We start from the raw sequence: 23310 nt of genomic DNA on the forward strand, positions 1-23310 counted from the left end.
ACTTTCGCCCCGCCAGCCCCCAAAAACCGGCCCGAAGCGCCCCCTATGCTGCTCACCCTCACCACCACCCACCAGCCCGCCACCGACCTGGGCTACCTGCTGCACAAGAATCCCGCCCGCCTGCAAAGCGTGGAAATTACTGGCGGCCAGGCCCACGTTTTCTACCCCGAGGCCACCGCCGAGCGCTGCACCGCCGCCCTGCTACTCGACCTCGACCCCATCGGGCTGGTGCGGGGCCGGGGCGGCGCGCCCGGCGAGGGCTTCGCCCTGGAGCAATACGTGAACGACCGGCCCTACGTGGCTTCGTCGTTTTTGAGCGTGGCGCTGAGCAAGGCCTTCGGCACCGCCATGAACGGCACCTGTAAGGACCGCCCCGCCCTGCCCGCCGAGGCCCTACCCCTCGCCGTGACCGTGGCCGTAGTCTCCGCGCCCGGCCCCGACTGGCCGCGCCGCCTCTTCGAGCCGCTGGGCTACGAGGTCGAAACCACGGCCTACCCCCTCGACCCCACCCAACCCGCCTGGGGCGACAGTCCCTACTACACTCTGCACCTGCGCCACGACGGCCTGCGCCTACGAGACGTGCTCACCCACCTCTACGTGCTGCTGCCTGTGCTCGACAACGACAAGCACTACTACGTGGACCAGAACGAGGCCGAAAAGCTGCTGCACCGCGGCGGCGACTGGCTGCCCCGCCACCCCGAGCGCGGCTTCATCACGCGCCGCTACCTGCGGTACCGGGCGCTGTACGTGAACCCGGCGCTGGCCCGGCTGCTGGAAACGGATGAGCTGCCGGACGACACCTCACCCCCCGGCCCCCTCTCCAAAAAAGAGGGGGAGCCTAACGCCAGCAGCATGACCGGTGCCCCCTCTTTTTTGGAGAGGGGGTCAGGGGGTGAGGTGCCGCTAGGGGGCGAGGTGCCCACGGAGGGCGACCAACGCTTGAGCCTCCACGACCAGCGCCTCCAGCAAGTGGCCCACGAAATCTACCAGCTGGCCCCCAAGCGGGTGCTCGACTTGGGCTGCGGCGAGGGCAAGCTCCTGCGCCTGCTGCTGCGCCAGCCCAAAATCGAGTATATCCTGGGCATGGATGTGTCGCACCAGGCGCTGGCCCGCGCCGCCCAGCGCCTGCACCTGGCTGAGATGCCTCCGCGCCAGCGCGCCCGCCTCGACCTCATTCAGGGCTCGCTGCTGTATAAGGACGACCGCCTGGCCGGCTTCGACGCGGCGGCGCTGGTCGAAGTCATCGAGCACCTCGACCCCAGCCGCCTCGCCGCCCTCGAAGCCGTGGTGTTTGGCCACGCGCGCCCGGCCCACGTTTTCGTCACGACCCCCAACGCCGACTACAACCAGCTCTACGAAAGCCTCTCGGCCGGCACCTTCCGCCACGCCGACCACCGCTTCGAATGGAGCCGCGCCGAGTTCGCTGCCTGGGCCACCGCCGTCGCCGCGCGCTACGGGTATCAGGTGCGGCTTGTGGGCTTGGGCGAGGAAGTAGAGGGGGTAGGGGCGCCCTCGCAGCTAGCGGTGTTTGGGTTGAGTTAAATCTATATGAATAACCGCGAGTAATAAACTGAAGTATATAAAAACAGTCCTAATGGTATAAGAATAAGTATGGATTTAGTAAATAACTTGGGTTGAGGTTGTCTCCAGTTGAAAGTTCTTAGATGAGAGTATACTATCGCCGTAGTGCAACCAATCGGAAGTAGATAAATGAAATTTACAAAAGAAAAATCTTCAGTGAATGAGAAAATAATTGCCGCTACTGGCCAAAAGCACATGAGAGTAGCCGTAATAATTGAAAAAACTTTTCCTATTTTAGAATAAATAAAAAATAACCAACTACTTATGCCAAAGTGAAATACGCTAGCTGCAAAACTTATGATAGGCACCCAAGTAACACCAGCAGCAACAGCTGACATAACGGCAAATCCCCAGTAAACTGAGAATGCAGCCAGCAAAGACAATCCATAAATTAGATATAACCTACTCATAGGGTGGTTAGCGGGCTGATTTTTCATGACTGTAATTCAACATGAAGCTTTTGCTGCAAAGTCGCCTGGACAGTGAGCAATTCATTGGGCCGGTTGAGATTAACGATTAATAGCCGATTACCTACGTCATTGCGCTGCAAATAAGATATTTCTGATTGAAAAGGCTGGTCGTCGAGCCAATAGAAATCGGAGTTCAAATTAATAGCCTCCGTTTTCAACGTATCCCAGGAAGTTGGCTGGACTGACTGCCGTAGCTTTTCTAAGGTTTCAGGTAACAGGAAATGCGACAAGTAGTTGAGTGCCGAATCACTGTTGCTTTTGCAATGAGTGGTAAGCCAGTAGCACTCAAAATTTGCGGTCACAAATGCTACAAACTCATCGACGTTGGGGGCTGCCTGGGTGTGTTTCGCAGTTAGCAAAACACCGTCAATATCGAGGTAGAGCCTTATCATGCGCCAAAATTATTCGTTCTTGCCTCCATGCCCCAAGATACCCTGAAGCTGCCCGAACTCTCCCTGGTCCTGCTCATTGGCAGCACGGGGGCGGGCAAGTCCACCTTTGCCCAGCGCTTGTTTCGGCCCACTGAAATAGTGTCGTCGGATACCTGCCGGGCCCTGGTGTCGGATGATGAAAACAGCCTGGATGCCACCAACGACGCCTTCGACCTGCTGCACTACTGGGTCGCCAAGCGCCTTAAGCGCGGCCGCCTCACCGTGGTGGATGCCACCAATGTGCGCGCCGAAGACCGCAAGAGCCTCGTAGCGCTGGCCCGGCAGTACCACTGCCTGCCGGTGGCCATCGTGCTCGATGTGCCCGAGGCCGTGGCCGAAGCCCGCAACCGCCAGCGCCCCGACCGCGCCGGGCTCAAGCCGCACGTCATTGCCAACCACCGCCGCCTGCTGCGCCAGAGCCTGCGCACGCTCAAGCCGGAGGGCTTCCGGCACATCTACCACCTGCGCGGCGTGGCCGAAATCGACGCCGTGCAGCACATCGTGCGTGACCCGCTGCACAACAACCGCCAGGCCGAAACGGGGCCGTTTGATATCATTGGCGACGTGCATGGCTGCTACACCGAGCTGTGCGCGCTACTGGCCGAGCTGGGGTACCGGGTGGAGGATGAGGAAGTGCGGGATGCGCGCGATTTGGGCGTGCGCGTGGTTGTAGAACGGAGTGATACTCCGTTCCCGCCCGCGCCGGACCAGACGGAAAACGGAGTGCCACTTCGTTCTACAGCTGCACGCAAAGTCATCTTCCTCGGCGACCTCGTGGACCGCGGCCCTGCTTCGCCGCAGGTATTGCGCTTGGTAATGAGCATGGTGCGCGACGGCCTGGCCCTGTGCGTGCCCGGCAACCACGACATCAAGCTACTGCGCCACCTCAACGGCAAAAACGTGTCCGTGACCCACGGCCTGGCCGAAACCCTGGCCCAGCTCGAAGGCGAAACGCCCGCGTTCAAGGAGCAGGTGCGGCTGTTTCTGGACAAGCTGGTGAGCCACTACGTGCTCGATGGCGGCCGGCTGGTGGTGGCCCACGCCGGCCTCACCGAAGAAATGCAGGGTAGGGGCTCGGGGGCGGTGCGCAGCTTCGCGCTCTTTGGCGAAACGACCGGCGAAACCGACGAGTTTGGCCTACCCGTGCGCTACGCCTGGGCCGCCGACTACCGCGGCCGGGCCATGGTGGTATACGGCCACACGCCCGTGCCCGACCCCGAATGGCTCAACAACACCATCGACATCGACACAGGCTGCGTATTCGGCGGCCGCCTCACCGCCCTGCGCTACCCCGAGCGCCAGCTGGTGAGCGTGCCCGCGCAGCAGGAATATGCCGTGCCCAGCCGCCCGCTTAGCTACAACCCACTGCGCCCCGCCGAATCGACCACCGACAAGCAGCCCGCAGCAACGAGCCAACAGCAGCACGACGACCTGCTCGATATCCGCGACGTGACCGGCAAGCAGCTCATTAACACACGCTTGCTCAATACCGTGACCGTGCGCGAAGAGAACGCCGTAGCCGCCCTAGAGGTGATGTCGCGCTTCGCCCTCAACCCCAAGTGGCTGCTGTATTTGCCGCCCACCATGTCGCCCACCGAAACCTCGGAGCTGCCCGACCTGCTCGAACACCCCGCCGAAGCCTTCGCCTACTACCAGCGGCAGGGGGTAGGGCGCGTGGTGTGCGAGGAAAAGCACATGGGCAGCCGCGTGGTGGTAGTGCTGGGCCAGAGCGAAGCCGCCATCCAGCGCCGACTTGGGGTGGTGGGCGAGGGGGTAGGGAAATGCTACACCCGCACCGGCCGCAACTTCTTCACCGACAGCGACCTGGAAACGGCCTTCCTCACCCGCCTACGCGACGCGTTCACGGCGGCCGGCTTCTGGGAGAAATTCGGCACCGACTGGGTGTGCCTCGATGCCGAGTTGCTGCCGTGGTCGGCCAAGGCCCAGGAATTGGTCAAAAGCCAGTACGCTGCCGTGGCCGCCGCTGCCGGCGCCGCCCTACCCCAGGCCGAAACCGCCCTGGCCGCCGCCACCGCCCGCGGCCTAGATGGGGCCGCCGCGCTGCTGGTCCGCACCACCGCCCGCCGCGAAGCCGCCACCGACTACGCCGACGCCTACCGCCGCTACTGCTGGCCCGTGCAGTCGCTCGACGACCTCAAGCTGGCGCCCTTCCACCTGCTCGCCACCGAGGGCAAAACGTACTTCGACCGCGACCACGCCTGGCACATGGAAACCCTGCGCGCCCTCAGCCTCGCCGACCCCGGCCTGCTGCGCGCTACCCCCTACCGCGTGGTCGACCTCACCAACCCCGCCGACACCGAGGCCGCCACCGACTGGTGGCTGGCCCTCACCGCCGGCGGGGGCGAAGGCATGGTGGTGAAGCCCTATGATTTTATCCCGGCCACCGGCCGCTCGCTCATCCAGCCCGCCCTCAAGTGCCGGGGTAGGGAATATCTGCGCATCATCTACGGGCCTGATTATCTATTGGATGGCAATCTGGAGCGCCTGCGCCAGCGCAACGTGAAAGCCAAGCGCAACCTGGCCCTGCGCGAGTTTGCGCTCGGCGTCGAGGGCCTGGAAAGGTTCGTGGCCGGCCAGCCGCTGCGCCTGGTGCACCAGTGCGTATTCGGCGTATTGGCCCTGGAAAGCGAGCCGGTAGACCCGCGATTGTAGGAGTTCCTCCCGGCGCGTTCGGGTGCCAGTGGGGGGTAGGGCCAGGTATCGTAGCAGCCTTTCCTTTGCGTGATAGTTGGAAGGCGATGGCTGTTATGCTCGTCCCGAAGTAGATTGCGGAGGCAGAGACACCATATTTTGTGTCTCTGCCTCCGCAACTCATTGTAGTTTAGCGCTCCCCAATTAGTGACTAACCCAATCCCTCCTTTTTCCCACCCATGAAAAAACACCTTCTCCTACCCCTCATCAGCGCGTTGTGCCTGTGGCTGCTGGGCAGCACGGCCGTGGCCCGGCCGGTGGCCGAGCGCCCCGCGTATTTCGAGCTGAAAGTCTACCATATCAAAACCCCGCGCCAGGAAGCCCTGATTGACAGCTTCCTGCAGCACCAGTATATGCCCGCGATGCGGTCGGCGGGTATCGCTACCATCGGCGTATTCAAGCCCGTCGGCAACGACACCACCGCCGACCGGCGCGTGTACGTATTCACGCCCTACGCCTCGCTCAAGCAGTGGGAGCAGGTGAAAAACACGGCCGCCCCCAAGCTGCTCACCGCCGGCGGCGCCTACGAAAACGCGGCCTACAAAAATCCCGCCTACACCCGCCTGGAAACCATCTTCATCCAGGCTTTTGATGAGATGAGCGCCCTCACGGCGCCCAAGCTCGACGGCCCCAAAAGCGAGCGCGTGTACGAGCTGCGCAGCTACGAAGGCGCTAGCGAGAAAATCTTCCGCAACAAGGTGCAGATGTTCAACCAGGGCGGCGAAATCAAGCTCTTCAACCGGCTGGGCTTCAACGCCATCTTCTACGGCTCGGTGCTCTTCGGCGCCCACATGCCCAACCTGATGTACATGACCTCCTTCGCCAACCGCGAGGCCCGCGAGGCGCACTGGAAAGCCTTCGGCGCCGACCCCGAGTGGAAAAAACTCTCGTCCCTGCCCGAGTACCAGAACAACGTGGCCCACATCGACATCACCTTTCTGCACCCTACCCCCTATTCGGGGCTATAAGGTCGTCAGCTATACTAATTCGGTAGTTTCTTATCGCTTCATTGTATGCGTACGCTTCTGGTTGTTTGCCTATTGCTCCTAAGCGCGTGCCCGGCCGCGTGGGCGCAGGCCAAGCCATTGGTGCTGCCTTTGTGGGCGGGCGGCGCGCCCGGCTTCGAGAGCCGGCGCAACGAGCCCGAGCAGGCCAAAGATTACTGGGTCAAAAATATTCACAACCCGTCCATTACTGTATTCCTACCCCCCAAGGAGAAGGCGACGGGCGCGGCGGTGGTTATTTGTCCGGGCGGCGGGCACCGCGAGCTGGTGTACAATGCCGAAGGCGTGGAGCCCGCCCAGTTTTTGACTAGTATCGGCGTGGCGGCCATCGTGCTCAAGTATCGGCTGAGCCGCGAAGAAAACTCGCCTTACTCGCTCGATAAGCACCCCCGGCAGGATGCTTACCGCGCCATGCGCCTGGTGCGCAGCCACGCCGCGGAGTGGGGCATCGACCCCAACCGCCTGGGAATGCTGGGCTTTTCGGCCGGCGGCGAAGTGGTGGCCACGGTGGCCTACGCCGATGGCAAGGGCGATGCCCAGGCCCCCGACCCCATCGACCGCCTCAACGGCAAGCCTAATTTTCAGCTGCTCATCTACCCCGGCCCGCTGGGCATCCCCGACGCGGTGGATTCCTCGGCCCCGCCCGCCTTTCTGCTGGCGGCCAATAATGATGTTTGCTGCTCGCCACCCATCGTGAAGCTGCTGCAAGCCTACCGCCTGGCGCACGTGCCCGTAGAGGTGCACCTCTATGCGCAAGGCAGCCACGGGTTCAATATGGGCCACCGCTCCAAGCTGGCTTCCTTGCAGGCGTGGCCGCAGCGCATGGCCGACTGGCTGGCCGACAACAACTTTCTGGATACCAACCCGGCCCACCATCACCAGGAGTAAGCAGGTACGCTACGGCTGGTACTGGTGGGCCAAGTGGGCCTCAAAACTTGTCGTCGTTCACTTCAACCCAGAAGCCGTCGGGGTCTTGCAGGTAAATCTGGTTTACGCCGTCGGGGCGGGGGGTAGTCTTGTGCGGCTCGCTCTTCCAGTTGCCATAGCGCACGCCGAGCTTGTCGAGGTGCGCCATGAATTTGTCCAGGTCTTTCACGCTGAAGGCCAGGTGCGTATTGATGTCGTGTTCCTGCGCCTTATTGCCTTGGATAATATGTAGTTGGCTGTGCGGCCCGATGCGCAGCCACACGTGCTTGCCATCCTTAAACGGCTCGGACAACTGGGGCAGCAGCAGCGCATTCTTGTAAAAATCAGCGGTTTTCTGCACGTCAACCACATACAACGCAATGTGGTTGAGCACGGCCGGGGCCTGGGCCGCGGCAGTTTTGGGGGTAGTAACGATTATCGTAAAGGCGAGCAGGCAGAAGGCCAGTAGTTTTTTCATGGGTGGGAATGGAGGGGGTAGGCGGTTTGGAAGTTATTTATGAACTGGTTTGAACGTCATTCCGAGCTTGCCGAGGAATCTCGCCCGTGTCGTTGCACGACACCCGAACGACGCGGGCGAGATTCCTCGGCAAGCTCGGAATGACGTTCTTTCTGGTTATGTAACTAGCTAGCGAACAACTCAGCTACCTACTTCACCCGCGCCGCCCGAAACTCCGAGCCGGCGCGCCACTGCGGAAACGTGGTTTCGCCGGCCAGGCGCTGGCCCACGCGGTAGTAGAGCTGCGCATCCTGGGCCACGCCGCTGAGGTCCCAGGCGGGGTCAACCTGGTCGGCGGGCTTGTGGTACATGTTGGTAGTGTAGGCTTTACGCTTATCGGCAATATAGGCCTTGCCCTGGGCGCGGCTCTCGAAGCCTCCGCTGGCGTAGAGCGAGGGCACGCCCACGTGGGCAAAGCTGAAGTGGTCGGAGCGGTAAAACATGCCGGTTTCAGGCGTCTGGTCAGGCAGCAGGTAGCGGTCCTGCTCCTTGGCCGCCGCGCGGGCGTAGTCCTCCAGCTCCGATTGCCCGTAGCCAATAACGGTCAGGTCCTTCATCGGGCCGTAGGGCCAGAGCATGTCCATGTTGAGGTCGGCCACCGTCTTGGCCAGCGGAAACGGCGGGTGCTGCGCGTAGTAGGCCGAGCCGAGCAGGCCCTGCTCTTCGCCCGTCACGGCCAGAAACACAATGCTGCGGGCCGGCTTTTCTTTCGCCTGCTGAAATTCCTTCGCAATGCTGAGCAGGGCCGCCAGGCCGGTGCCATCATCCACGGCCCCGTTATAAATCGAGTCGCCGGCAATGACTTTACCCACGCCAAAGTGGTCCCAGTGGGCCGAGTAGATGACGTACTCGCCGGCATTGGTGGTGCCGGGCAGCACGGCCAGCACGTTTTTCGAGGTCTGGCGCCGCAGCTTCTGCTGGATGCTGGTGCTAATAGTCAGGCCCAGCGGCCGGGCGCGGAAGCCGCGCTGGTTGGCGGCGGCGTAGAGGGCATCGTAGCTCTGGCCGGCGGCCGTGAAGAGGCGCTTGGCCGCGTCGAGCGTCAGCCAGCCTTCGAGGGCGCACTTGCTGGCGCCGTGGTCGGCGGTTTGGGGGCGTAGCTTGGGGCCGACGGCGCCGCTCAGCACCACGCTCCAGGGGTAGGCGGCGGGCTGGGTGTCGTGCACGATGAGCAGGCCGGCGGCGCCGTGGCGGGCGGCCTCCTCGTATTTATAGGTCCAGCGGCCGTAGTAGGTCATGGCCCGGCCCTTAAACAGGGTGGTATCCTGGCCCGCGTTGCCGGGGTCGTTCACGAGCACCACCACGGTTTTGCCTTTCACGTCGAGGCCAGCGTAGTCGTCCCAGCCGTATTCGGGGGCCACCACGCCGTAGCCGGCAAATACCAGCGGCGAGTTGCTGACCGCCACCGTGGGCTGCTCGCGCTGGCTAAATACCACGTAATCAGTCTTGTACTCCAAACTCAGCTTCTGGCCTTTGCCCGCAATCTGGAGGGTAGGGGCGGGCGTTACGCTGATTTCCACCATCGGCACCGGCTGAAAATAGCTGTCATTGGGCCCCGCCGGCTTCAGCCCCAAACTTTTAAACTGGCCCGCCAGATAGTCGGTAATGCGCGTTTCGCCCACCGTAAACGGCTTGCGCCCCAGCATCGAATCCGACGACACGGCTCGTAGATAACCGCCGATTTCGGCCGCCGTGATGGCACCGGCCGCCGCCGGGGGGGTAGGAGCCGTGGCGGTAGTGGCCTGGGTAGTAGTGTCGGTGGTGGATTGCGATTGGCAGCCGGCCAACGCCAGGCCCAGCAGGCCCGCCAGCGGCAGCCGGGTAGTCCGGAGAGAAGCAAAAATCATGAGCGAAGTACGAAAACGAAAAGCCGAAGCTAAGGACACCCAAGGTACACGCTAGCCCGATATGGCCCAGGTTGCCGAGCAGTCCCGGCGGCCTTTAGCGCGGGCAGGCCACGGGCAGCAGCGTGTACTTCGCATCAAAGTGCAGCGTGCGGGGCTGGGTAAACACCATCTTGTCCTGGCGCTCCGCCACGGGTCCAAAGCCTTCGATAAAGCCAGTGTCGCGGCGCAAAAAGGCCACCTGCCGCACCGACGTCGTGCCTTCCGACTGAAACGTGTAGTCGGCCAGCAGCGTATCGCCGTGCATCGTGCCGCGAATAGTGCCCTGGTTGCGGTCCTTCTCGAAGTAGCGGTAGGTTAGCTGGCCCGTCACGGCGGGCTGCGTGGTTTGCAGCGTCAGGCGCACCGTGTCGGTTTCGGTGCGGTAGGCGTAGCACTGCGGGCCGGTGGGGGGGGTAGGAGCGGTCGGCTCCTGGGTGGCCTGGGTGGGTTGCTCGTGGCAGGCCGAGAGCGCAAGTAGGCTCAGGCTAGCGGCGATAACAGCCAAATGGTGTTGCTTCATACTGCAGGAAAAGTAGCGTTGGGTTAGGCTTCGGGCTGGGTGTGTAGCGTGCGCTCGATACGGCGGTCAGGCACCAGCCACATGAAAGCTACGAAAACATAGCAGGCTCCCGCCAGCCAGGGCAGCCAAAAGCTACTCATAATGCCCGCTAGGTACAATATCGGCGACAGCTTGCCCTTCCAGTCGTGCCCCACGGCGTGGGCCAGCGGCGAGTCGGGGCCACCATTCACGGCAATGATACAGTTTTGCAGGATAAAATACGCCATCGCCGCGCCCATCAGAATGCCGCCGTACACGGCCAGCGTGGCCGGCGCAAAGTGGTTTTCGCCCATCCAGCCCGTGGCAAACGGCGTGAGCGAGAGCCAGAACAGCAGGTGCAGATTGGCCCACAGCACGCCGCCGCTCACCTGCCGGGTGCCGCTGAGCAAGTGGTGGTGATTATTCCAATAAATGCCTACGTAGATAAAGCTCAGCACGTAGCTCAGAAACACGGGCAGCAGCGGCCGCAGCGCCGCCAGGTTGTCGCCGTGCGGCACCTTCAATTCCAGCACCATAATGGTGAGGATAATCGCGAGTACACCGTCGCTGAATGCTTCGAGGCGGCCTTTCTGCATGGGGGTAGGGGAGAGAATTAATCGACGTCGACGCAATTCGACTGCTCAACGTGCGTAAAAAGCTTCGCAAATTCGTCTGGCAGCGGATATTGACCAGACAGGTCGTTGTATTTCCGTTGGGCATTCGCGCAGTTGCTCCAGCCAAACGTCATGAGCGCGACCTTGGCATACCGCATGCGCTCGGGCGAAGCTAATTGCGCCGCGAAAGCCGCCTCCAGGCTTTCGGGAATCCCGTTATCGGCCTTTTCCGCATCAACTAATTTTCGCCAGGCTTGCATCACTATGGTCGAATCAGTCGAAGCAAGGGCGGTGGCATACTCGGCACAGTGCGCGTAATAGGCATTGCTGAGCCAAGAATCAGGATGAAAATAGCCTTCCAAGGTAGCATGACTGAAGGCATAGCTCTCGGCTAATTCCAGTTCGCGCAGCCGCTTTATCTTCTGCCAAAAGGGGGTAGGCACCACTTTTAAACCGTGCAGTAGCGCCGCCAGCGAGTCGTGCTCATGGGTGAGGTGCCGCGCCGCCTGAAAAAAGAACGCGTCGTTATAATGCCGCAGTTGAAATGGCACGACCGTCGTGGTGAGCATAAACCCGGTTACCAGCTGATAAGTGTCCTGCAACTGCCGCCGCGTGTAGGCGCCGGCCGGAAAAGTACCGGTATTCTCACACACATCATCCTGCCAGGTAAAAGTCTGCGGGTCTTTGCGCGCGGCTACGGTTTGGTGCGGCGTAGGCGCAGGCAGGGCGCGCACAGTAGCCGCAGCAGGCACTGTGTGCGTTTCGGGTTGGCTTCCGCAAGCCAGGAGCAGGGCTAGGGGTAGTATTTTCAGTGTGGCAGAAAAGGACATGACGTGCTTGCTGACTTGGAGGCAGGGCATAAAAGTATATGCTAGTAACAGCTAGCGAGTCAGCGGCCCACAAAAAACGCCGCCCTGTTGCCAGGGCGGCGTTTCCTCAAGATAACCAGCCAGGAATACCTCGCCGGCCTACCCCTTACTTTTTAGCCAAATCGAAGCGGTCGGCGTCCATTACCTTGGCCCAGGCAGCTACGAAGTCGCGCACGAACTTCGGCCCGGCGTTATTCGTGCCGTACACTTCGGAGATGGCACGCAACTCCGAGTTTGAGCCGAAAATCAGGTCTACACGGTTGCCGGTCCACTTCACCAGGTTGGTTTTGCGGTCGCGGCCCTCAAACAACTGGTCGGCCTCCGAAGTGGCTTTCCAGGTCGTGCCCAGGTCGAGCAGGTTCACGAAGTAATCGTTGGTGAGCACGCCGGGGCGGTCGGTGAAGACGCCGTAGTTCGAGTGGTCGAAGTTGGTATCCAGCACGCGCAGGCCGCCAATCAGCACCGTCATTTCGGGGGCCGTGAGGGTCAAGAGCTGCGCCCGGTCGATAAGCATCGCTTCGGCCGCGGCCTCGTGATTGGCGTTGAGGTAGTTGCGGAAGCCATCAGCGTGCGGCTCCAGCGCGGCAAACGACTGCACGTCGGTTTGCTCGTGCGAGGCATCGGTGCGGCCGGGGTGGAAGGGCACCTGCACATCGTAGCCAGCTTCTTTAGCAGCCTGCTCAATGGCAGCGGCGCCGCCCAGCACAATCAGGTCGGCCAGCGATACTTGCTTGCCGCCGGTTTGTGCGGCATTGAACTCGTTCTTAATGCCTTCCAGCACGTCGAGTACTTTGCTTAGCTCGGCCGGGTTGTTGGCATCCCAGTATTTCTGGGGAGCCAGGCGGAGGCGGGCACCGTTGGCACCACCGCGCTTGTCGGAGCCGCGGAACGTGGAAGCCGACGCCCAGGCCGTGCGAATGAGCTGCGAGCCCGTGAGGCCCGAGGCCAGCAGCCGGTCTTTCAGGGTGTTAATATCCTGCTCGGCAACCTGCTCATACGTAGCAGCGGGCAGCGGGTCTTGCCAGATGAGCACTTCGCTGGGCACCTCGGGGCCTGAGTAGCGCGAAAGGGGACCCATGTCGCGGTGCGTGAGCTTGAACCAAGCGCGGCTAAACGCATCGGCAAACTCCTCGGGGTTTTCGTGGAAGCGCCGCGAGATTTTCTCGTAAATCGGGTCTTCGCGCAGGGCGATGTCCGAAGTGAGCATAAACGGCTGGTGCGACTTGTTGGGGTCGTGGGCATCGGGAATCATGCCCGCGCCGGCATCGCCTTTAGGCTTCCACTGGTGGGCACCGGCGGGGCTCTTGGTCAGCTCCCACTCAAAGCCGAACAGGTTGTTGAAGTAGCCGTTGCCCCACTTGGCGGGGGTAGCGGTCCAGGCGCCTTCGAGGCCGCTGGTGATGGTGTCGCCGGCGTTGCCGGTGCCATATGAGTTCAGCCAGCCCTTGCCCTGCTGCGCAATGCCCGCCGCGGCGGGCTCGTGCGCGATGTACTGCGCAGGGTCGGCCGCGCCGTGGGTTTTGCCGAAGGTGTGGCCGCCCGCAATCAGGGCTACCGTCTCCTCATCGTTCATGGCCATGCGGCCAAAGGTTTCGCGAATGTCGCGGGCCGAGCCCAGCGGGTTAGGGTTGCCGTTGGGGCCCTCCGGGTTCACGTAAATCAGGCCCATCTGCACGGCGGCCAGCGGGTTTTCCAGCTGGCGGTCGCCGGTGTAGCGCTTGTCGCCCAGCCACTCTTTTTCCGAGCCCCAGTACACTTCATCCATCGGCTCCCACACGTCGGCGCGGCCGCCCGAATAGCCAAACGGCTTCAGGCCCATCGACTCCAAGGCGCAGTTGCCGGCCAGAATCATGAGGTCGGCCCACGAAATCTGCTCGCCGTACTTCTGCTTGATGGGCCACAGCAGCAGCCGGGCTTTGTCGAGGTTGGCATTATCGGGCCAGCTGTTGAGCGGCGCAAAACGCTGCATACCAGCGCCCGCGCCCCCACGGCCATCGGCAATGCGGTAGGTGCCGGCGCTGTGCCAGGCCATGCGAATAAAGAACGGGCCGTAGTGGCCGTAGTCGGCGGGCCACCAGTCCTGCGAGGTGGTCATCAGCTCAAACAGGTCCTGCTTTACAGCATTTAGGTCCAGCTTCTTGAACTCCTCCGCGTAGTTGAAGTCCGCGCCCATCGGGTTCGACAGGGCCGAGTGCTGGCGCAGGATGTTGAGCCGTAGCATGTTGGGCCACCAATCGCGGTCGCGGGTGCCACCGCCGGCGGCCTGTTGTGCCTGCCCCGCCAAAAACGGACACTTGGCCGCCGAGGGGTCGTTCATGAAAAACTCCGTAGTGTTGGAGGCGGGCGCGTGCTCGTTGTGTTCTGTAGCCATTAGTTGAAGGGTTGGATTAAGGTAAATGCGATTTTAGGAATGGTAAGCTGCTGGGGGCAGGTTGCCGGAAAGACTGCGTAGAGTGGGCAAAATACCGGTAAGTGCTACATAGGTTTGTAGACTACTGGTAAAAGATTTTGGCATTTTTATGAAAGGCCATCCAGCCCACTTTTTCCAGCCACCGTTCAGCTTGCCGATGGGGTGGTAAGTAAGAAAGGTAGGTGCTATTTTGTTTAACAAAAGTAGTAAATTTTCTCAACAAACTGCATGCTGAGCGTTTTTTTGCTTACTTCTGTTTAACCTGCCTGGCAGCTTGCTGCTCTAGCACAGGGCCTTTACTAACACTAATTCGGCGCTTTTTATTCCATGACGACCCGCATTGCCACCGCTCTGGCCGCGCTCGAAGCCGAGCACGGCATCCACATTTTATACGCCTGCGAGTCGGGTAGCCGGGCGTGGGGCTTTCCCTCGCCCGACTCCGATTACGACGTGCGCTTTCTCTACTGCCACCCGGCGGCCTGGTACCTGCGCCTCGACGACGGCCCCGACACGCTCAACTTCCCCGTTGATGAGGAGCTGGACCTCGCCGGCTGGGAGTTGCGCAAGGCCCTGCGCCTACTGCGCGGCTCCAACGCGGCCCTGTTTGAGTGGTTGCAATCGCCCATCGTGTACCACGAGGTGCCAGGTTTTCGGGCGTCGCTCGCGCCGTTGCTACCCCTCGCTTTCAACCTGAAGGCCGGCCTGCACCACTACCTGGGCCAGCTGCGGCGCGGTGTAGAAGAAGACTTACTTGGCGATGAAGTGCGCCTCAAGCGCCTGTTCTATGCCCTGCGCTCGGCGCTGGCCGCCCGCTGGATACGCGAGCGCCACGCGCTGCCGCCCATGGAGTTTGCCCCGCTGCGCGCGCTGCTTCCGGCCGGTTTAGAGGGGGTAGTGAGTGAGTTGCTGGCGCAGAAAGCCGTTTCAAACGAGAAAACCACGGTGGCCCGCCCGGCGGCGCTGGTCGTGTGGCTGACTGAGGAATACGCGGCCGGGCAGGCGGCGCGGGAGGCGCTGCCGGGGGCGCGGGTCGGGGAGGGGCTGACGCGGGAGCTGGATGGGCTGCTGCGCGGGTGGCTGTAAAGCGGGAGTAAAGTTTGCCCCTAAAAACCCGTGGCCCCGAAGCGCCAGTTCAACGACAGGTTCACTACCCGGCCCTCGACCGGCGCCCACAGCTCGCGGAAAACCGGGTTGCCGAAGGGGGGTAGGACGACCCGCTCGCGGCGCGTCTGGCGGTAGTCGAGCAGGTTTTCGGCGTTGAGTACCAGCGTCCAGGGGCCGAGGCGGTAGCGTAGCAGCGCCGCGAAGATGGGGTAGCCGGGCGTGGTCGAGCCATCCGATAAATACTGCTGGCCGGTGTAGCTAGCTTCCAGGCCGCCGCCGAAGTTGTCGGTGATTTCGGCCATGGCCACGGCCGCGAACTTGTGGCGGGCCGCCAGCGGCACGTGCGGATTGACGGCATCGTACTGCCGCCGGGCATCGGTGAAAACGTAGCCCAGGTACAGCTCCGTTTCGTCGAGGCGCAGGCGCAGGTAGGTTTCCAGGCCTTGGGTAACGATGGGCGCGGCGGCGTTTTGCCAGCTCGCCGGGCCACTGCCGGGCAGGTAGGGGCCGCTGCCGCCCGTGCCGTCGGGCAGCACCAGCGGGTTTTGCAGCTGGGTGTAGAAAAACGACTGGTTGAGGCTGATAACCAGCGGTTCGCCTTCATCGTCAAAATCCAGAAATCTGCGCTGGTAGTTCAAGTCGCCCGTCAGGCCCTGCGAAGTTTCGGCCGTGAGGCCCCGCAGCGGCTGAATCTGGGGGTAGTCGCGCTCGTCGAGGCTGTTCACGTAGGGCACCGGCACGCGGTAGCCCAGGCCGCCGTTGAGGCGTGCCGTGAGCGCATCGGTCAGCTTATAAAGCACGGCCAGGCGGGGCAGCGGAAAGGTGCCGTACTGGTTGTGGTGGTCGAGGCGCAGGCCGGCCTGCACGTCGAGGCGGGGGGTAGGGTGCCAATCATCCTGGGCAAAGGCACCGAGCGTGCCGTAGCGGTAGGGGCTCAGCAGGGGGGTAGGGCGGTCGGCGGCGGTGAGTTGCTCGCCGTTGGCGTTCAGGCCCAGCACCAGCGTGTGCCGCGGGCCGAGGCCGCGCAGGTAGCTGGCCTCGGTGTAGTAGGTGGTTTGGGTGGCCGTAAAGTCTACCGTATTGGTCTGCACATCGCGGCCAAAATTCGCCACTACCCCCTTGAGGGTGAGGCGGCCCCGGCCCAGGCTGTCATTGGTATAAACGGCGTCCAGGGTGTGGCGGCGGCTGGTGTTGTCCACGAAATAGGCGTGGCCGGTGGCCGGGTCGGGATTGCCGCGTAGTACTTGCTGGTCACCGCCGCGCCGGTTCTCAAAGGTGCCGGTGTAGCCGGCGGCCAGCTGGCTGTGGCCCGAGGGGTAGTAAAACAGCCGCGGGTGCACCGTGAGGCTGCGCACGCGCGGCACATCTGCGAAGCCATCGCCGTCCACGTCCACGTCCTGCTGCCGGGTGAGGCCACCAAAAAACGAGTAGCCCCAGCGCCGGCCCCGCGCTGCGGCAAAGCCCGTGAGGTTGGTTTCGGCCAGGGTAGTCTGGTTGACGGTGGCCGTGTACTGCGGGGTGCCCAGGGTGGGCGTTTTGCTCACTAGGTTCACCAGGCCCGCAATGGCCCCGCCGCCGTAGAGCGTCGAGTTGGAGCCCTTTTGAATCTCGACCTGCCGCAGGTCGAGCGGCGGAATGGCCAGCAGCCCGAAGCTGCCCGCAAAGCCGCCGTAGAGCGGCAGGCCATCGCGCAAAATCTGCGCGTACTGCCCCGGCAGGCCCTGCAGGCGCAGGTCGGCGTTGCCGGTGGTGGGCGAGGTAGGCTGAATCTGGGTGCCCGCAATGTCGCCGAGCAGGCCGGCAATATTGCCGGGCTTGATGCCGCCTTCCTCGCGCATCTCCTCCTCGCCCAGCACCTCTATGCGCTCGGGCTGGTCCTCGATGCGCGAGTTGGTGCGGGTAGCCGTCACCACTACTTCTTCCATGGCGGCGGCGCTGGGCACTAGCAGTAGCGTCAGCGCTGGGCTGCCCGCCGCCGGGGCCAGCACCGTGCGCGGCCGGTAGCCCAGCGCCGCCACCCGCAGGCGAGTGCCGATGGCGGGGGTAGGGGTGAGTATCAGGCGGCCGCTGGCATCGGTGGTGCCGCCTACCCCCGTGCCGGGCACGTGCACACTGGCCCCGATGAGGGGCTGGCGGCTGGTCGAGTCGCGCAGCAGCAGCGTCAGGCTCTGGGCGCGCAGGCCGGCGGGCAAGGTTAGTAGCAGTAGAAAAAGCAGGCGTAGCATCGGGTGTTCTGGTGGCCGGCAACGCGTAATGCCCGCGCGAGTGGCGAGGTGCAGCGGCTGGCTCAGTAGTTTTGAACCCGCAAACCTTCAGCTACAAGTTGTAGATTTTCTGTAGCCCGCCACGTTTCTACTACTTTCCCACCCATGACCATTGCCGACCTGCGCCAGCGCCACCTGATTCTATTCGAGGCCATCAGCGGCAGCCGCGCCTACGGCACTAATCTGCCGCATTCTGACACCGATTTAAAAGGAGTATTTGTGCTGCCCGAAGAGGAATTTTTCGGGCTGACTTACATTCCGCAAATCGCGAATGAAACCAACGACGAGGTGTTTTACGAGTTGCGTCGCTTCGTCGAATTATTGCTGAAAAATAATCCGACCGTGCTCGAATTACTCGGCACGCCCGCCGACTGCATTATTTACCAGCACCCGCTTTTTGAGCAATTTAAAGCGGCCGATTTTTTATCGAAACTGTGCCGCCAAAGCTTTGCCGAATATGCCGTGGCGCAAATTCGCAAAGCGCAGGGATTAAATAAAAAAATCAACCATCCCGAGCCGCCGGCCCGCAAGTCGGTGCTCGACTTTTGCTACGTAACGGTGGGGGCGGGGGCGCAGCCGGTAGCGGCTTGGTTGGTCAAGCAAGCTATTGACGGTGAGCAGTGTGGGCTGGCCAACGTGCCGCACCTCACCGACCTGTACGCCCTCTTCGTCGACCCTACCCCCCTGCGCCCGCTTGGCTACCGGGGCCTGGTGCGCGACCCCGCTACCAGCCAGGATGTGCTGCTCTCGGCCGTGCTAAAAGGGGAGGAGCCGGTCGCGTATTTGTCGTTTAATCGCACCGGATACAGCGTGTATTGCCGGGCTTTTCGGGAGTACTGGGAATGGGTGGAGAAGCGCAATAAAGAGCGCTACGAAAACACCGTGCGGCATGGCAAAAATTACGACGCCAAAAATATGCTGCACGTGTTTCGGCTGCTGCAAATGGCGGAGGAAATAGCCCGCACCGGTACGCTCTTGGTGCGCCGTCCCAACCCCGAATTTTTGCTGCAAATCCGGCGCGGCGAGTTTGAGTATGCCGAGCTGGTAGCCCAGGCCGAGCACTTAATAGCGCAGGTCGAAGCGGCGTTTGCCACCTCGGCCCTACCCCCCACACCCGACGCCAACGCCGCCGAGGCCACGCTGCGGCAAGTGCGCCAGGCATTTTATCAGCAGTAAAAAGCCTTATTTCGGCCAAAGCGATTTCATGGCCGCCAGCTCTACGCTGGGCAGCGTGAGGGGCGCGCTGGCTTGCAGCACCAGGCCCGTCAGCGGCTGGCTGGGAAAGAATATTCCCGTCATACACGTCACCCCACCGTCGGCAAATAGCTCGGCTGAGGCGGCGTCTACCAGCAGTATGATTTCCTGGGTGGGGCCGGCCGCCAGGCGCGGTGCGTAGGCCACCTGCGCAAAGCCCTTGCCGGGCGCAAAGTTGACGTTGCCCGACTTGCTGCGGTCGAAATAATACGCGTTGCGCGCCTGGTCGTAACCAACAACAACTTGTTCTTTAGCGGCATTGCTAAGAATCAACGACCAGTTTTGCGCTTGCGGTACCGTAAATTTCAGGCGCAGGCGGCCGGTTGGGTTTTTGAGGTGCTGGCCCAGGTCGTACCGGCCAGCTACGGCCACGTTGGTCAGGTTTAGGACCTGCTCGTATAGCCTGCTCAGCCCCGCGATGGGCTGCGAGGCCAGCAGCAATTCACCTTGCGCGCCGGGGCGCAGGGCCAGGGTGCGCGGCACGGTCATGGCGCTGCGCCAGGGGGTAGTGGGCACTTGCTGGCCGTAGTTCCAGTTGCTCATCCAGCCGATGAGGGTAGGGGCGCTGCCGGCGGGCAGGTTGCTCCAGGTCACGCCCGCGTAGTTGTCGGGGCCGTAGCCGAGCCAGTGCGTGCCGGGCAGCGTGGCCCGAAACTGCTTGCCGTCGAACGCGCCCACGAAATATTGGGTGGCCGAGCCGCTGTTGGGCCCGCCGGGGTTCATGTTGACAATCAACACGTCGTGCGGCTTGCCTTGTGCATCGGGCACCTCCAGCAGGTCGGGGCACTCCCACACGCCGCCGTGCGCGCCCAGCCCCCGGCCAAAGGCACTTTCCTTGGTCCAGTTCAGCAGGTTTTTCGACGAGTAAAACTCAATATGGTCGTGGGCCGACAAGGCCAGCAGCCATTTGTCGCCCGGCGCGTACCAGCGCACTTTCGGGTCCCGAAAATCGCGGCTGCCCTGGTTAAGCAGCACCGGGTTGTGGGCGTATTTCTGCCAGGTTTGGCCGTGGTCGAGGCTGTAGGCCAAGCTCTGGTTTTCCACGTCTTGGCGGCCGGCTTTTTCGCGGGCCTCGCTGTGGCTGGTGTAGAGTGCCACCAGTGGCGGCCGGCCCGGCTGGCCCAGGCCGCTGGTATTCTGGGCGTCGAGCACGGCGCTGCCCGAAAATATCAGGCCCAGGCTATCGGGGGCCAGCGCTGTGGGCTGCTGCTGCCAGTGCACCAGGTCGGCGCTGGTGGCGTGGCCCCAGTGGATGTTGCCGGCCACCGGGGCAGTAGGATTGAACTGAAAAAACAGGTGGTATGTGCCATTTTCATATACCAGCCCGTTGGGGTCGTTCATCCAGTTTTCTTTGGGCGAAAAGTGAAATTGCGGGCGGTACGGCTCGTGATAGGGCCGAACTGGGGAAGTAGCCTCGGTAGAGGCCGTCGGCGATTGGCACGCGGCCAGGCCGGCCGCCAGCAGAGGCGCGAGGTAAGCGTGGCGCATGGTCGGCACAGGCTGAGAGTATTGGGTGGGGGTAGGAAAAAGTAAAGTAGGGCCTCAGCCCGCAATTATCCGCGCCCGGACCACCTTATTAGCACAAAAGCCGTAATAATGTACTCCATAAACTCAACTAAAAGCCGACCTTCGCACGTTCATTCACCGACCGCTCATTGGCGGTGTTCCCTTGATATGATACTCACTAACGACCTTCTCATTTCGCGCGGCGAAGTGCTCCAACAACTCGAAGGTTATCTGAAAGATAATATCTATACCTTCCTAAAGCGAGTTGAAGACAGCTGGCAGCCAGCCAATTACCTGCCCGATTCTCGCCGCGACACCTTCTTCGACGAGGTAAAGGAGCTGCGCGAAAAAGCCTCTGGCCTCAGCTACGACCTGCTGGCCGTGCTCATCGGTGACACCATCACGGAGGAAGCGCTGCCCAACTACGAGGCCTGGTTTCACGAGCTCGACGGCCTCAACCGCGACCATAACAACGGCTGGGCGCAGTGGATTCGGGGCTGGACGGCCGAGGAAAACCGCCACGGCGACCTGCTCAACCGCTACCTCTACCTGTGCGGCCGCGTCAACATGCGCGAGTTTGAGTTTTCGACCCAGCACCTCATCAACGACGGTTTCGACCTGGGCACGGCCCACGACCCATACCGCGCCTTTGTGTACACGAGCTACCAGGAAATGGCCACCAACGTATCGCACCGCCGCGTGGGCCAGCTGGCTCGCCAGGCCGGCGACGACCAGCTGTCCAAAATCTGCGGCATGATTGCGGGCGATGAAAACCGCCACGCCAAGGCCTACAAAACCTTCGTAGATAAGATTTTCGAACTCGACCCGAGCGAGATGATGCTGGCTTTCGAGGACATGATGCGCAAGAAAATCGTGATGCCCGCCCACTACATGCGCGAGCTGGGCATTGACATGGGCAAGACCTTCGGGCACTTCACCGATGCCGCCCAGCGCATTGGCGTGTACACGAGCAGTGACTACACCGATATTCTCGACACGCTCCTCAGCGAGTGGAAAATCGCCGACCGCACCGGCCTCACCGGCCCCGCCGAAAAGGCCCGCGACTACGTAATGGCCCTGCCCGACCGCCTGCGCCGCGTGAGCGACCGTATGACCGTACCCAAGCTAGAATATAAGTTTAAGTGGATTAGCTAGTTGTAAGTTAGCCACCTCCTACCTCCTCTAACGCAAGTAAAGCTCCCTAACAGGGAGCTTTACTTGCGTTAGAGGAGGTAGGAGGTGGCTGAGGCTGGCCGATATTTATCTTAGCAGTTGCTTGGCGATTTACTTGTTCAAGCACTCAGACTGTTTATTTCTCAATCTTAACGCCTTTCCAGAACGCTACCCGGTCTTTGATATTCGCGGCGGCGGCGCTGGTTTCGGGGTAGTACCAGGCAGCATCTTTGTTCAGCTCGCCGTTCACGCGCAGCGAGTAGTAGCTAGCGCGGCCCTTCCATGGGCAGGAAGTGTGCGCGATGCTGTCCTCAAAAAATTCCTTTTTGAGGGATTCGGCGGGGAAATAATGGTTGTTCTCCACCACTACGGTGTCGTTGCTCTCAGCCACGACGGTATTGTTCCAGATGGCTTTCATAGGGTTAGCGACGCAGCACCTGAATGGCTGCTCTGCCAAGCTTAAACGTACTACTTTGCCGGATGTTTGCGCCTGGCTCCGATGCCCTACCTCTTATATGCTCCGCCACCTCCGCCACTCCGAGCTAAACCGTCTGCAATGGGATGCGCTAATCAATCAAGCCCCTAATGGCATCATCTATGGACTCTCCTGGTACCTCGACATTGTGTCGCCGGGCTGGGAGGCACTCGTTAAAGAGGAGGGTGGGCGCTACGTGGCTGGGTTACCGCTGCCGGTGCGGCGCAAGTTTGGCCTGCGCTACTTACAGCAACCACTGTTTGCGCAGGAGTTAGGATTTTTTTATCTGGAGGCGCCAACCACTGCCGAGTGGGCACAGTTAGGTAGTATGCTTCGTCAGCAATTTATCTACATTACTAAGTATGCATTCAACGTCGGTAATGCGGCGGTGGCTGGCGCTGCCTCCCTAGGCCTGACGAGCGCGCCGGCTCGTACGTACCACCTGTCGTTGCAGCCCTCTTATGCAGAACTATGGGCCAGCTACCGCCCCGAGCGCCGCCGCCACCTGCGCAAAGCCCAACAGCACGCGTTGATAGTCGAGCCAACTACTAATATTGACCTATTGGTACAGCTTTATGACGAAAATATAGCTCATCGGTTCGTTCGGGTGCAGGGCGAAGCTTATGAGTACCGCCTACTGCGGGCCTTGTACAGTGCTGCCTTTCAAGTAGGAATGACGTCGCTGTGGCAGGCCCGCTCCACTGAAGGAGAGATAGTGGCTATGATGCTCTTACTGCATTTTAAGCAACAAACTATTTATTTTGTTAGCTGTACGACGGTAGTTGGTAGAGCCCTTGGGGCTACCTCAATGTTAATAGATGATTTTTTGCAACAGCATGCCGGACAAGTTGGGTACTTCGACTTCGAGTCACCGGGAATATCTAATATGGAGCGCTTTTACGGTAGCTTCGGCTCTGTTCCAGTTCCCTTCTTTACGATAGTTTCTGACCAGATGCCTTGGCCAGTGCGCCAACTAAAGGCCGCGCGTATACTCTTGTATCAACGGTTTCGCCCACGCCTAACTCCAGATAGCAGCCCCGACTAGCTTTTGTTATAGCAGCTGGCTGAAAATAGTTCTGGTAGCGTCAGGGTTTGCCTAGGTACTTTACCCGACCACCATTTTTATTATTGCGCTAAATGTGCTAGCTACCTTACTTGGCTTTTGTACTGCGCGTAACCTTAGGAAGCGAGGTACACTTGTTACTATCATCTATTACCGATGTCAATATACCAGAAGACTTTCTTGGCTGCGCGGTGCTGCCTAGCTGAGCGGCGTCTAATATTTTTCCTAAACTACCCCGACGGAAGTGTATGGGGTTACTGTCCATATGGCCTGGTACCAGTAGTCAGCGCGCATAAAAATAGGTATTTACCCGTCGTATGCTTCGCCACCTCCGCCACTCCGAGCTAAACCGTCTGCAATGGGATGCGCTAATCAATCAAGCCCCTAATGGCATCATCTATGGACTCTCCTGGTACCTCGACATTGTGTCGCCGGGCTGGGAGGCACTCGTTAAAGAGGAGGGTGGGCGCTACGTGGCTGGGTTACCGCTGCCGGTGCGGCGCAAGTTTGGCCTGCGCTACTTACAGCAACCG

Annotated in this window: 18 protein-coding genes and 1 pseudogene; 9 read left to right on the forward strand and 10 right to left on the reverse strand. The window is 61.3% G+C overall.

What is annotated here, in order from left to right; genetic code table 11:
• The first annotated feature begins 45 nt into the window (after nt 1–45).
• Entirely contained in the window at nt 46–1542 is a 1497-nt protein-coding gene (locus E4631_RS16905; protein WP_133658022.1) for a 3' terminal RNA ribose 2'-O-methyltransferase Hen1, read from the forward strand.
• Nucleotides 1543–2014: 472 nt separating this feature from the next.
• On the opposite strand, the gene E4631_RS16910 is transcribed toward E4631_RS16905, so the two are convergent.
• Nucleotides 2015–2443 carry a hypothetical protein gene (locus tag E4631_RS16910; protein ID WP_133658023.1) on the reverse strand — a complete coding sequence of 143 codons (429 nt, stop codon included), beginning with the start codon at nt 2441–2443 and terminating at the stop codon, nt 2015–2017.
• A 27-nt stretch (nt 2444–2470) separates the two neighbouring features.
• Here E4631_RS16910 and E4631_RS16915 point away from each other — a divergent pair, with 27 nt between their 5' ends.
• The 3 genes from E4631_RS16915 (at nt 2471) to E4631_RS16925 (ending at nt 7086) form a co-directional block, all read left to right on the forward strand.
• Nucleotides 2471–5155 (forward strand): polynucleotide kinase-phosphatase, encoded by a 2685-nt coding sequence (locus E4631_RS16915; protein WP_133658024.1) that lies wholly within the window; start codon nt 2471–2473, stop codon nt 5153–5155.
• A 218-nt stretch (nt 5156–5373) separates the two neighbouring features.
• Nucleotides 5374–6162: an NIPSNAP family protein gene (locus E4631_RS16920; RefSeq protein WP_133658025.1), complete on the forward strand. Its 789-nt coding sequence runs from the start codon at nt 5374–5376 to the stop codon at nt 6160–6162.
• A 45-nt stretch (nt 6163–6207) separates the two neighbouring features.
• Nucleotides 6208–7086 (forward strand): alpha/beta hydrolase, encoded by an 879-nt coding sequence (locus E4631_RS16925; RefSeq protein WP_133658026.1) that lies wholly within the window; start codon nt 6208–6210, stop codon nt 7084–7086.
• A 40-nt stretch (nt 7087–7126) separates the two neighbouring features.
• Here E4631_RS16925 and E4631_RS16930 read toward each other — a convergent pair whose 3' ends face one another.
• From E4631_RS16930 to katG, 6 genes are all read right to left on the reverse strand, one after another.
• On the reverse strand, nt 7127–7582 hold the full coding sequence (locus E4631_RS16930; protein ID WP_133658027.1) for a VOC family protein: 456 nt from the start codon (nt 7580–7582) through the stop codon (nt 7127–7129).
• Nucleotides 7583–7770: 188 nt separating this feature from the next.
• The gene (locus tag E4631_RS16935) at nt 7771–9468 is read right to left on the reverse strand and encodes a M28 family metallopeptidase (RefSeq protein ID WP_133658028.1); all 1698 of its coding nucleotides are present in this window, start codon (nt 9466–9468) and stop codon (nt 7771–7773) included.
• Between the two features lie 94 nt (nt 9469–9562).
• On the reverse strand, nt 9563–10027 hold the full coding sequence (locus tag E4631_RS16940) for a hypothetical protein (protein ID WP_133658029.1): 465 nt from the start codon (nt 10025–10027) through the stop codon (nt 9563–9565).
• Nucleotides 10028–10050: 23 nt separating this feature from the next.
• Entirely contained in the window at nt 10051–10641 is a 591-nt protein-coding gene (locus E4631_RS16945; RefSeq protein ID WP_133658030.1) for a TMEM175 family protein, read from the reverse strand.
• 17 nt (nt 10642–10658) lie between these two features.
• Nucleotides 10659–11393, reverse strand: coding sequence for a hypothetical protein (locus tag E4631_RS16950; RefSeq protein ID WP_133658031.1), 735 nt, complete (start codon nt 11391–11393; stop codon nt 10659–10661).
• Between the two features lie 241 nt (nt 11394–11634).
• Complete coding sequence (katG, locus tag E4631_RS16955) at nt 11635–13845, reverse strand: catalase/peroxidase HPI (protein WP_133658050.1); 2211 nt, start codon at nt 13843–13845, stop codon at nt 11635–11637.
• A gap of 420 nt (nt 13846–14265) precedes the next feature.
• Here katG and E4631_RS16960 point away from each other — a divergent pair, with 420 nt between their 5' ends.
• Nucleotides 14266–15021, forward strand: a complete 756-nt coding sequence (locus tag E4631_RS16960) for a nucleotidyltransferase domain-containing protein (RefSeq protein WP_133658032.1) — start codon at nt 14266–14268, stop codon at nt 15019–15021.
• 20 nt (nt 15022–15041) lie between these two features.
• Here the strand turns inward: E4631_RS16960 and E4631_RS16965 are convergent, their stop codons facing one another.
• Nucleotides 15042–17267, reverse strand: a complete 2226-nt coding sequence (locus tag E4631_RS16965; protein ID WP_133658033.1) for a TonB-dependent receptor — start codon at nt 17265–17267, stop codon at nt 15042–15044.
• A gap of 144 nt (nt 17268–17411) precedes the next feature.
• Between E4631_RS16965 and E4631_RS16970 the strand changes: the two genes are divergently transcribed.
• Nucleotides 17412–18482, forward strand: coding sequence for a nucleotidyltransferase domain-containing protein (locus E4631_RS16970; RefSeq protein ID WP_133658034.1), 1071 nt, complete (start codon nt 17412–17414; stop codon nt 18480–18482).
• Between the two features lie 6 nt (nt 18483–18488).
• On the opposite strand, the gene E4631_RS16975 is transcribed toward E4631_RS16970, so the two are convergent.
• The gene (locus E4631_RS16975; protein ID WP_133658035.1) at nt 18489–20048 is read right to left on the reverse strand and encodes a glycoside hydrolase family 32 protein; all 1560 of its coding nucleotides are present in this window, start codon (nt 20046–20048) and stop codon (nt 18489–18491) included.
• A 186-nt stretch (nt 20049–20234) separates the two neighbouring features.
• Between E4631_RS16975 and E4631_RS16980 the strand changes: the two genes are divergently transcribed.
• The gene (locus tag E4631_RS16980; RefSeq protein WP_174805463.1) at nt 20235–21221 is read left to right on the forward strand and encodes an acyl-ACP desaturase; all 987 of its coding nucleotides are present in this window, start codon (nt 20235–20237) and stop codon (nt 21219–21221) included.
• A gap of 154 nt (nt 21222–21375) precedes the next feature.
• Here E4631_RS16980 and E4631_RS16985 read toward each other — a convergent pair whose 3' ends face one another.
• Entirely contained in the window at nt 21376–21657 is a 282-nt protein-coding gene (locus E4631_RS16985; protein ID WP_133658036.1) for a DUF427 domain-containing protein, read from the reverse strand.
• A gap of 97 nt (nt 21658–21754) precedes the next feature.
• Between E4631_RS16985 and E4631_RS16990 the strand changes: the two genes are divergently transcribed.
• Together E4631_RS16990 and E4631_RS25975 are read left to right on the forward strand one after the other, a co-directional pair.
• Nucleotides 21755–22759: a GNAT family N-acetyltransferase gene (locus tag E4631_RS16990; protein ID WP_135318617.1), complete on the forward strand. Its 1005-nt coding sequence runs from the start codon at nt 21755–21757 to the stop codon at nt 22757–22759.
• A gap of 335 nt (nt 22760–23094) precedes the next feature.
• A pseudogene (locus tag E4631_RS25975) lies at nt 23095–23310 on the forward strand (hypothetical protein); the annotation flags it as partial.

The sequence above is a fragment of the Hymenobacter sp. UV11 genome (assembly GCF_004684095.1).
In the GTDB taxonomy this organism is placed as follows: domain Bacteria; phylum Bacteroidota; class Bacteroidia; order Cytophagales; family Hymenobacteraceae; genus Hymenobacter.

Bases quoted from the DNA above. Each gene is read 5' to 3' on its own strand.
- E4631_RS16905 (WP_133658022.1), top strand. From the start codon at position 46: ATGCTGCTCACCCTCACCACCACCCACCAGCCCGCCACCGACCTGGGC.
- E4631_RS16910 (WP_133658023.1), bottom strand. From the start codon at position 2,443: ATGATAAGGCTCTACCTCGATATTGACGGTGTTTTGCTAACTGCGAAA.
- E4631_RS16915 (WP_133658024.1), top strand. From the start codon at position 2,471: ATGCCCCAAGATACCCTGAAGCTGCCCGAACTCTCCCTGGTCCTGCTC.
- E4631_RS16920 (WP_133658025.1), top strand. From the start codon at position 5,374: ATGAAAAAACACCTTCTCCTACCCCTCATCAGCGCGTTGTGCCTGTGG.
- E4631_RS16925 (WP_133658026.1), top strand. From the start codon at position 6,208: ATGCGTACGCTTCTGGTTGTTTGCCTATTGCTCCTAAGCGCGTGCCCG.
- E4631_RS16930 (WP_133658027.1), bottom strand. From the start codon at position 7,582: ATGAAAAAACTACTGGCCTTCTGCCTGCTCGCCTTTACGATAATCGTT.
- E4631_RS16935 (WP_133658028.1), bottom strand. From the start codon at position 9,468: ATGATTTTTGCTTCTCTCCGGACTACCCGGCTGCCGCTGGCGGGCCTG.
- E4631_RS16940 (WP_133658029.1), bottom strand. From the start codon at position 10,027: ATGAAGCAACACCATTTGGCTGTTATCGCCGCTAGCCTGAGCCTACTT.
- E4631_RS16945 (WP_133658030.1), bottom strand. From the start codon at position 10,641: ATGCAGAAAGGCCGCCTCGAAGCATTCAGCGACGGTGTACTCGCGATT.
- katG (WP_133658050.1), bottom strand. From the start codon at position 13,845: ATGAACGACCCCTCGGCGGCCAAGTGTCCGTTTTTGGCGGGGCAGGCA.
- E4631_RS16960 (WP_133658032.1), top strand. From the start codon at position 14,266: ATGACGACCCGCATTGCCACCGCTCTGGCCGCGCTCGAAGCCGAGCAC.
- E4631_RS16965 (WP_133658033.1), bottom strand. From the start codon at position 17,267: ATGCTACGCCTGCTTTTTCTACTGCTACTAACCTTGCCCGCCGGCCTG.
- E4631_RS16970 (WP_133658034.1), top strand. From the start codon at position 17,412: ATGACCATTGCCGACCTGCGCCAGCGCCACCTGATTCTATTCGAGGCC.
- E4631_RS16975 (WP_133658035.1), bottom strand. From the start codon at position 20,048: ATGCGCCACGCTTACCTCGCGCCTCTGCTGGCGGCCGGCCTGGCCGCG.
- E4631_RS16980 (WP_174805463.1), top strand. From the start codon at position 20,235: ATGATACTCACTAACGACCTTCTCATTTCGCGCGGCGAAGTGCTCCAA.
- E4631_RS16985 (WP_133658036.1), bottom strand. From the start codon at position 21,657: ATGAAAGCCATCTGGAACAATACCGTCGTGGCTGAGAGCAACGACACC.
- E4631_RS16990 (WP_135318617.1), top strand. From the start codon at position 21,755: ATGCTCCGCCACCTCCGCCACTCCGAGCTAAACCGTCTGCAATGGGAT.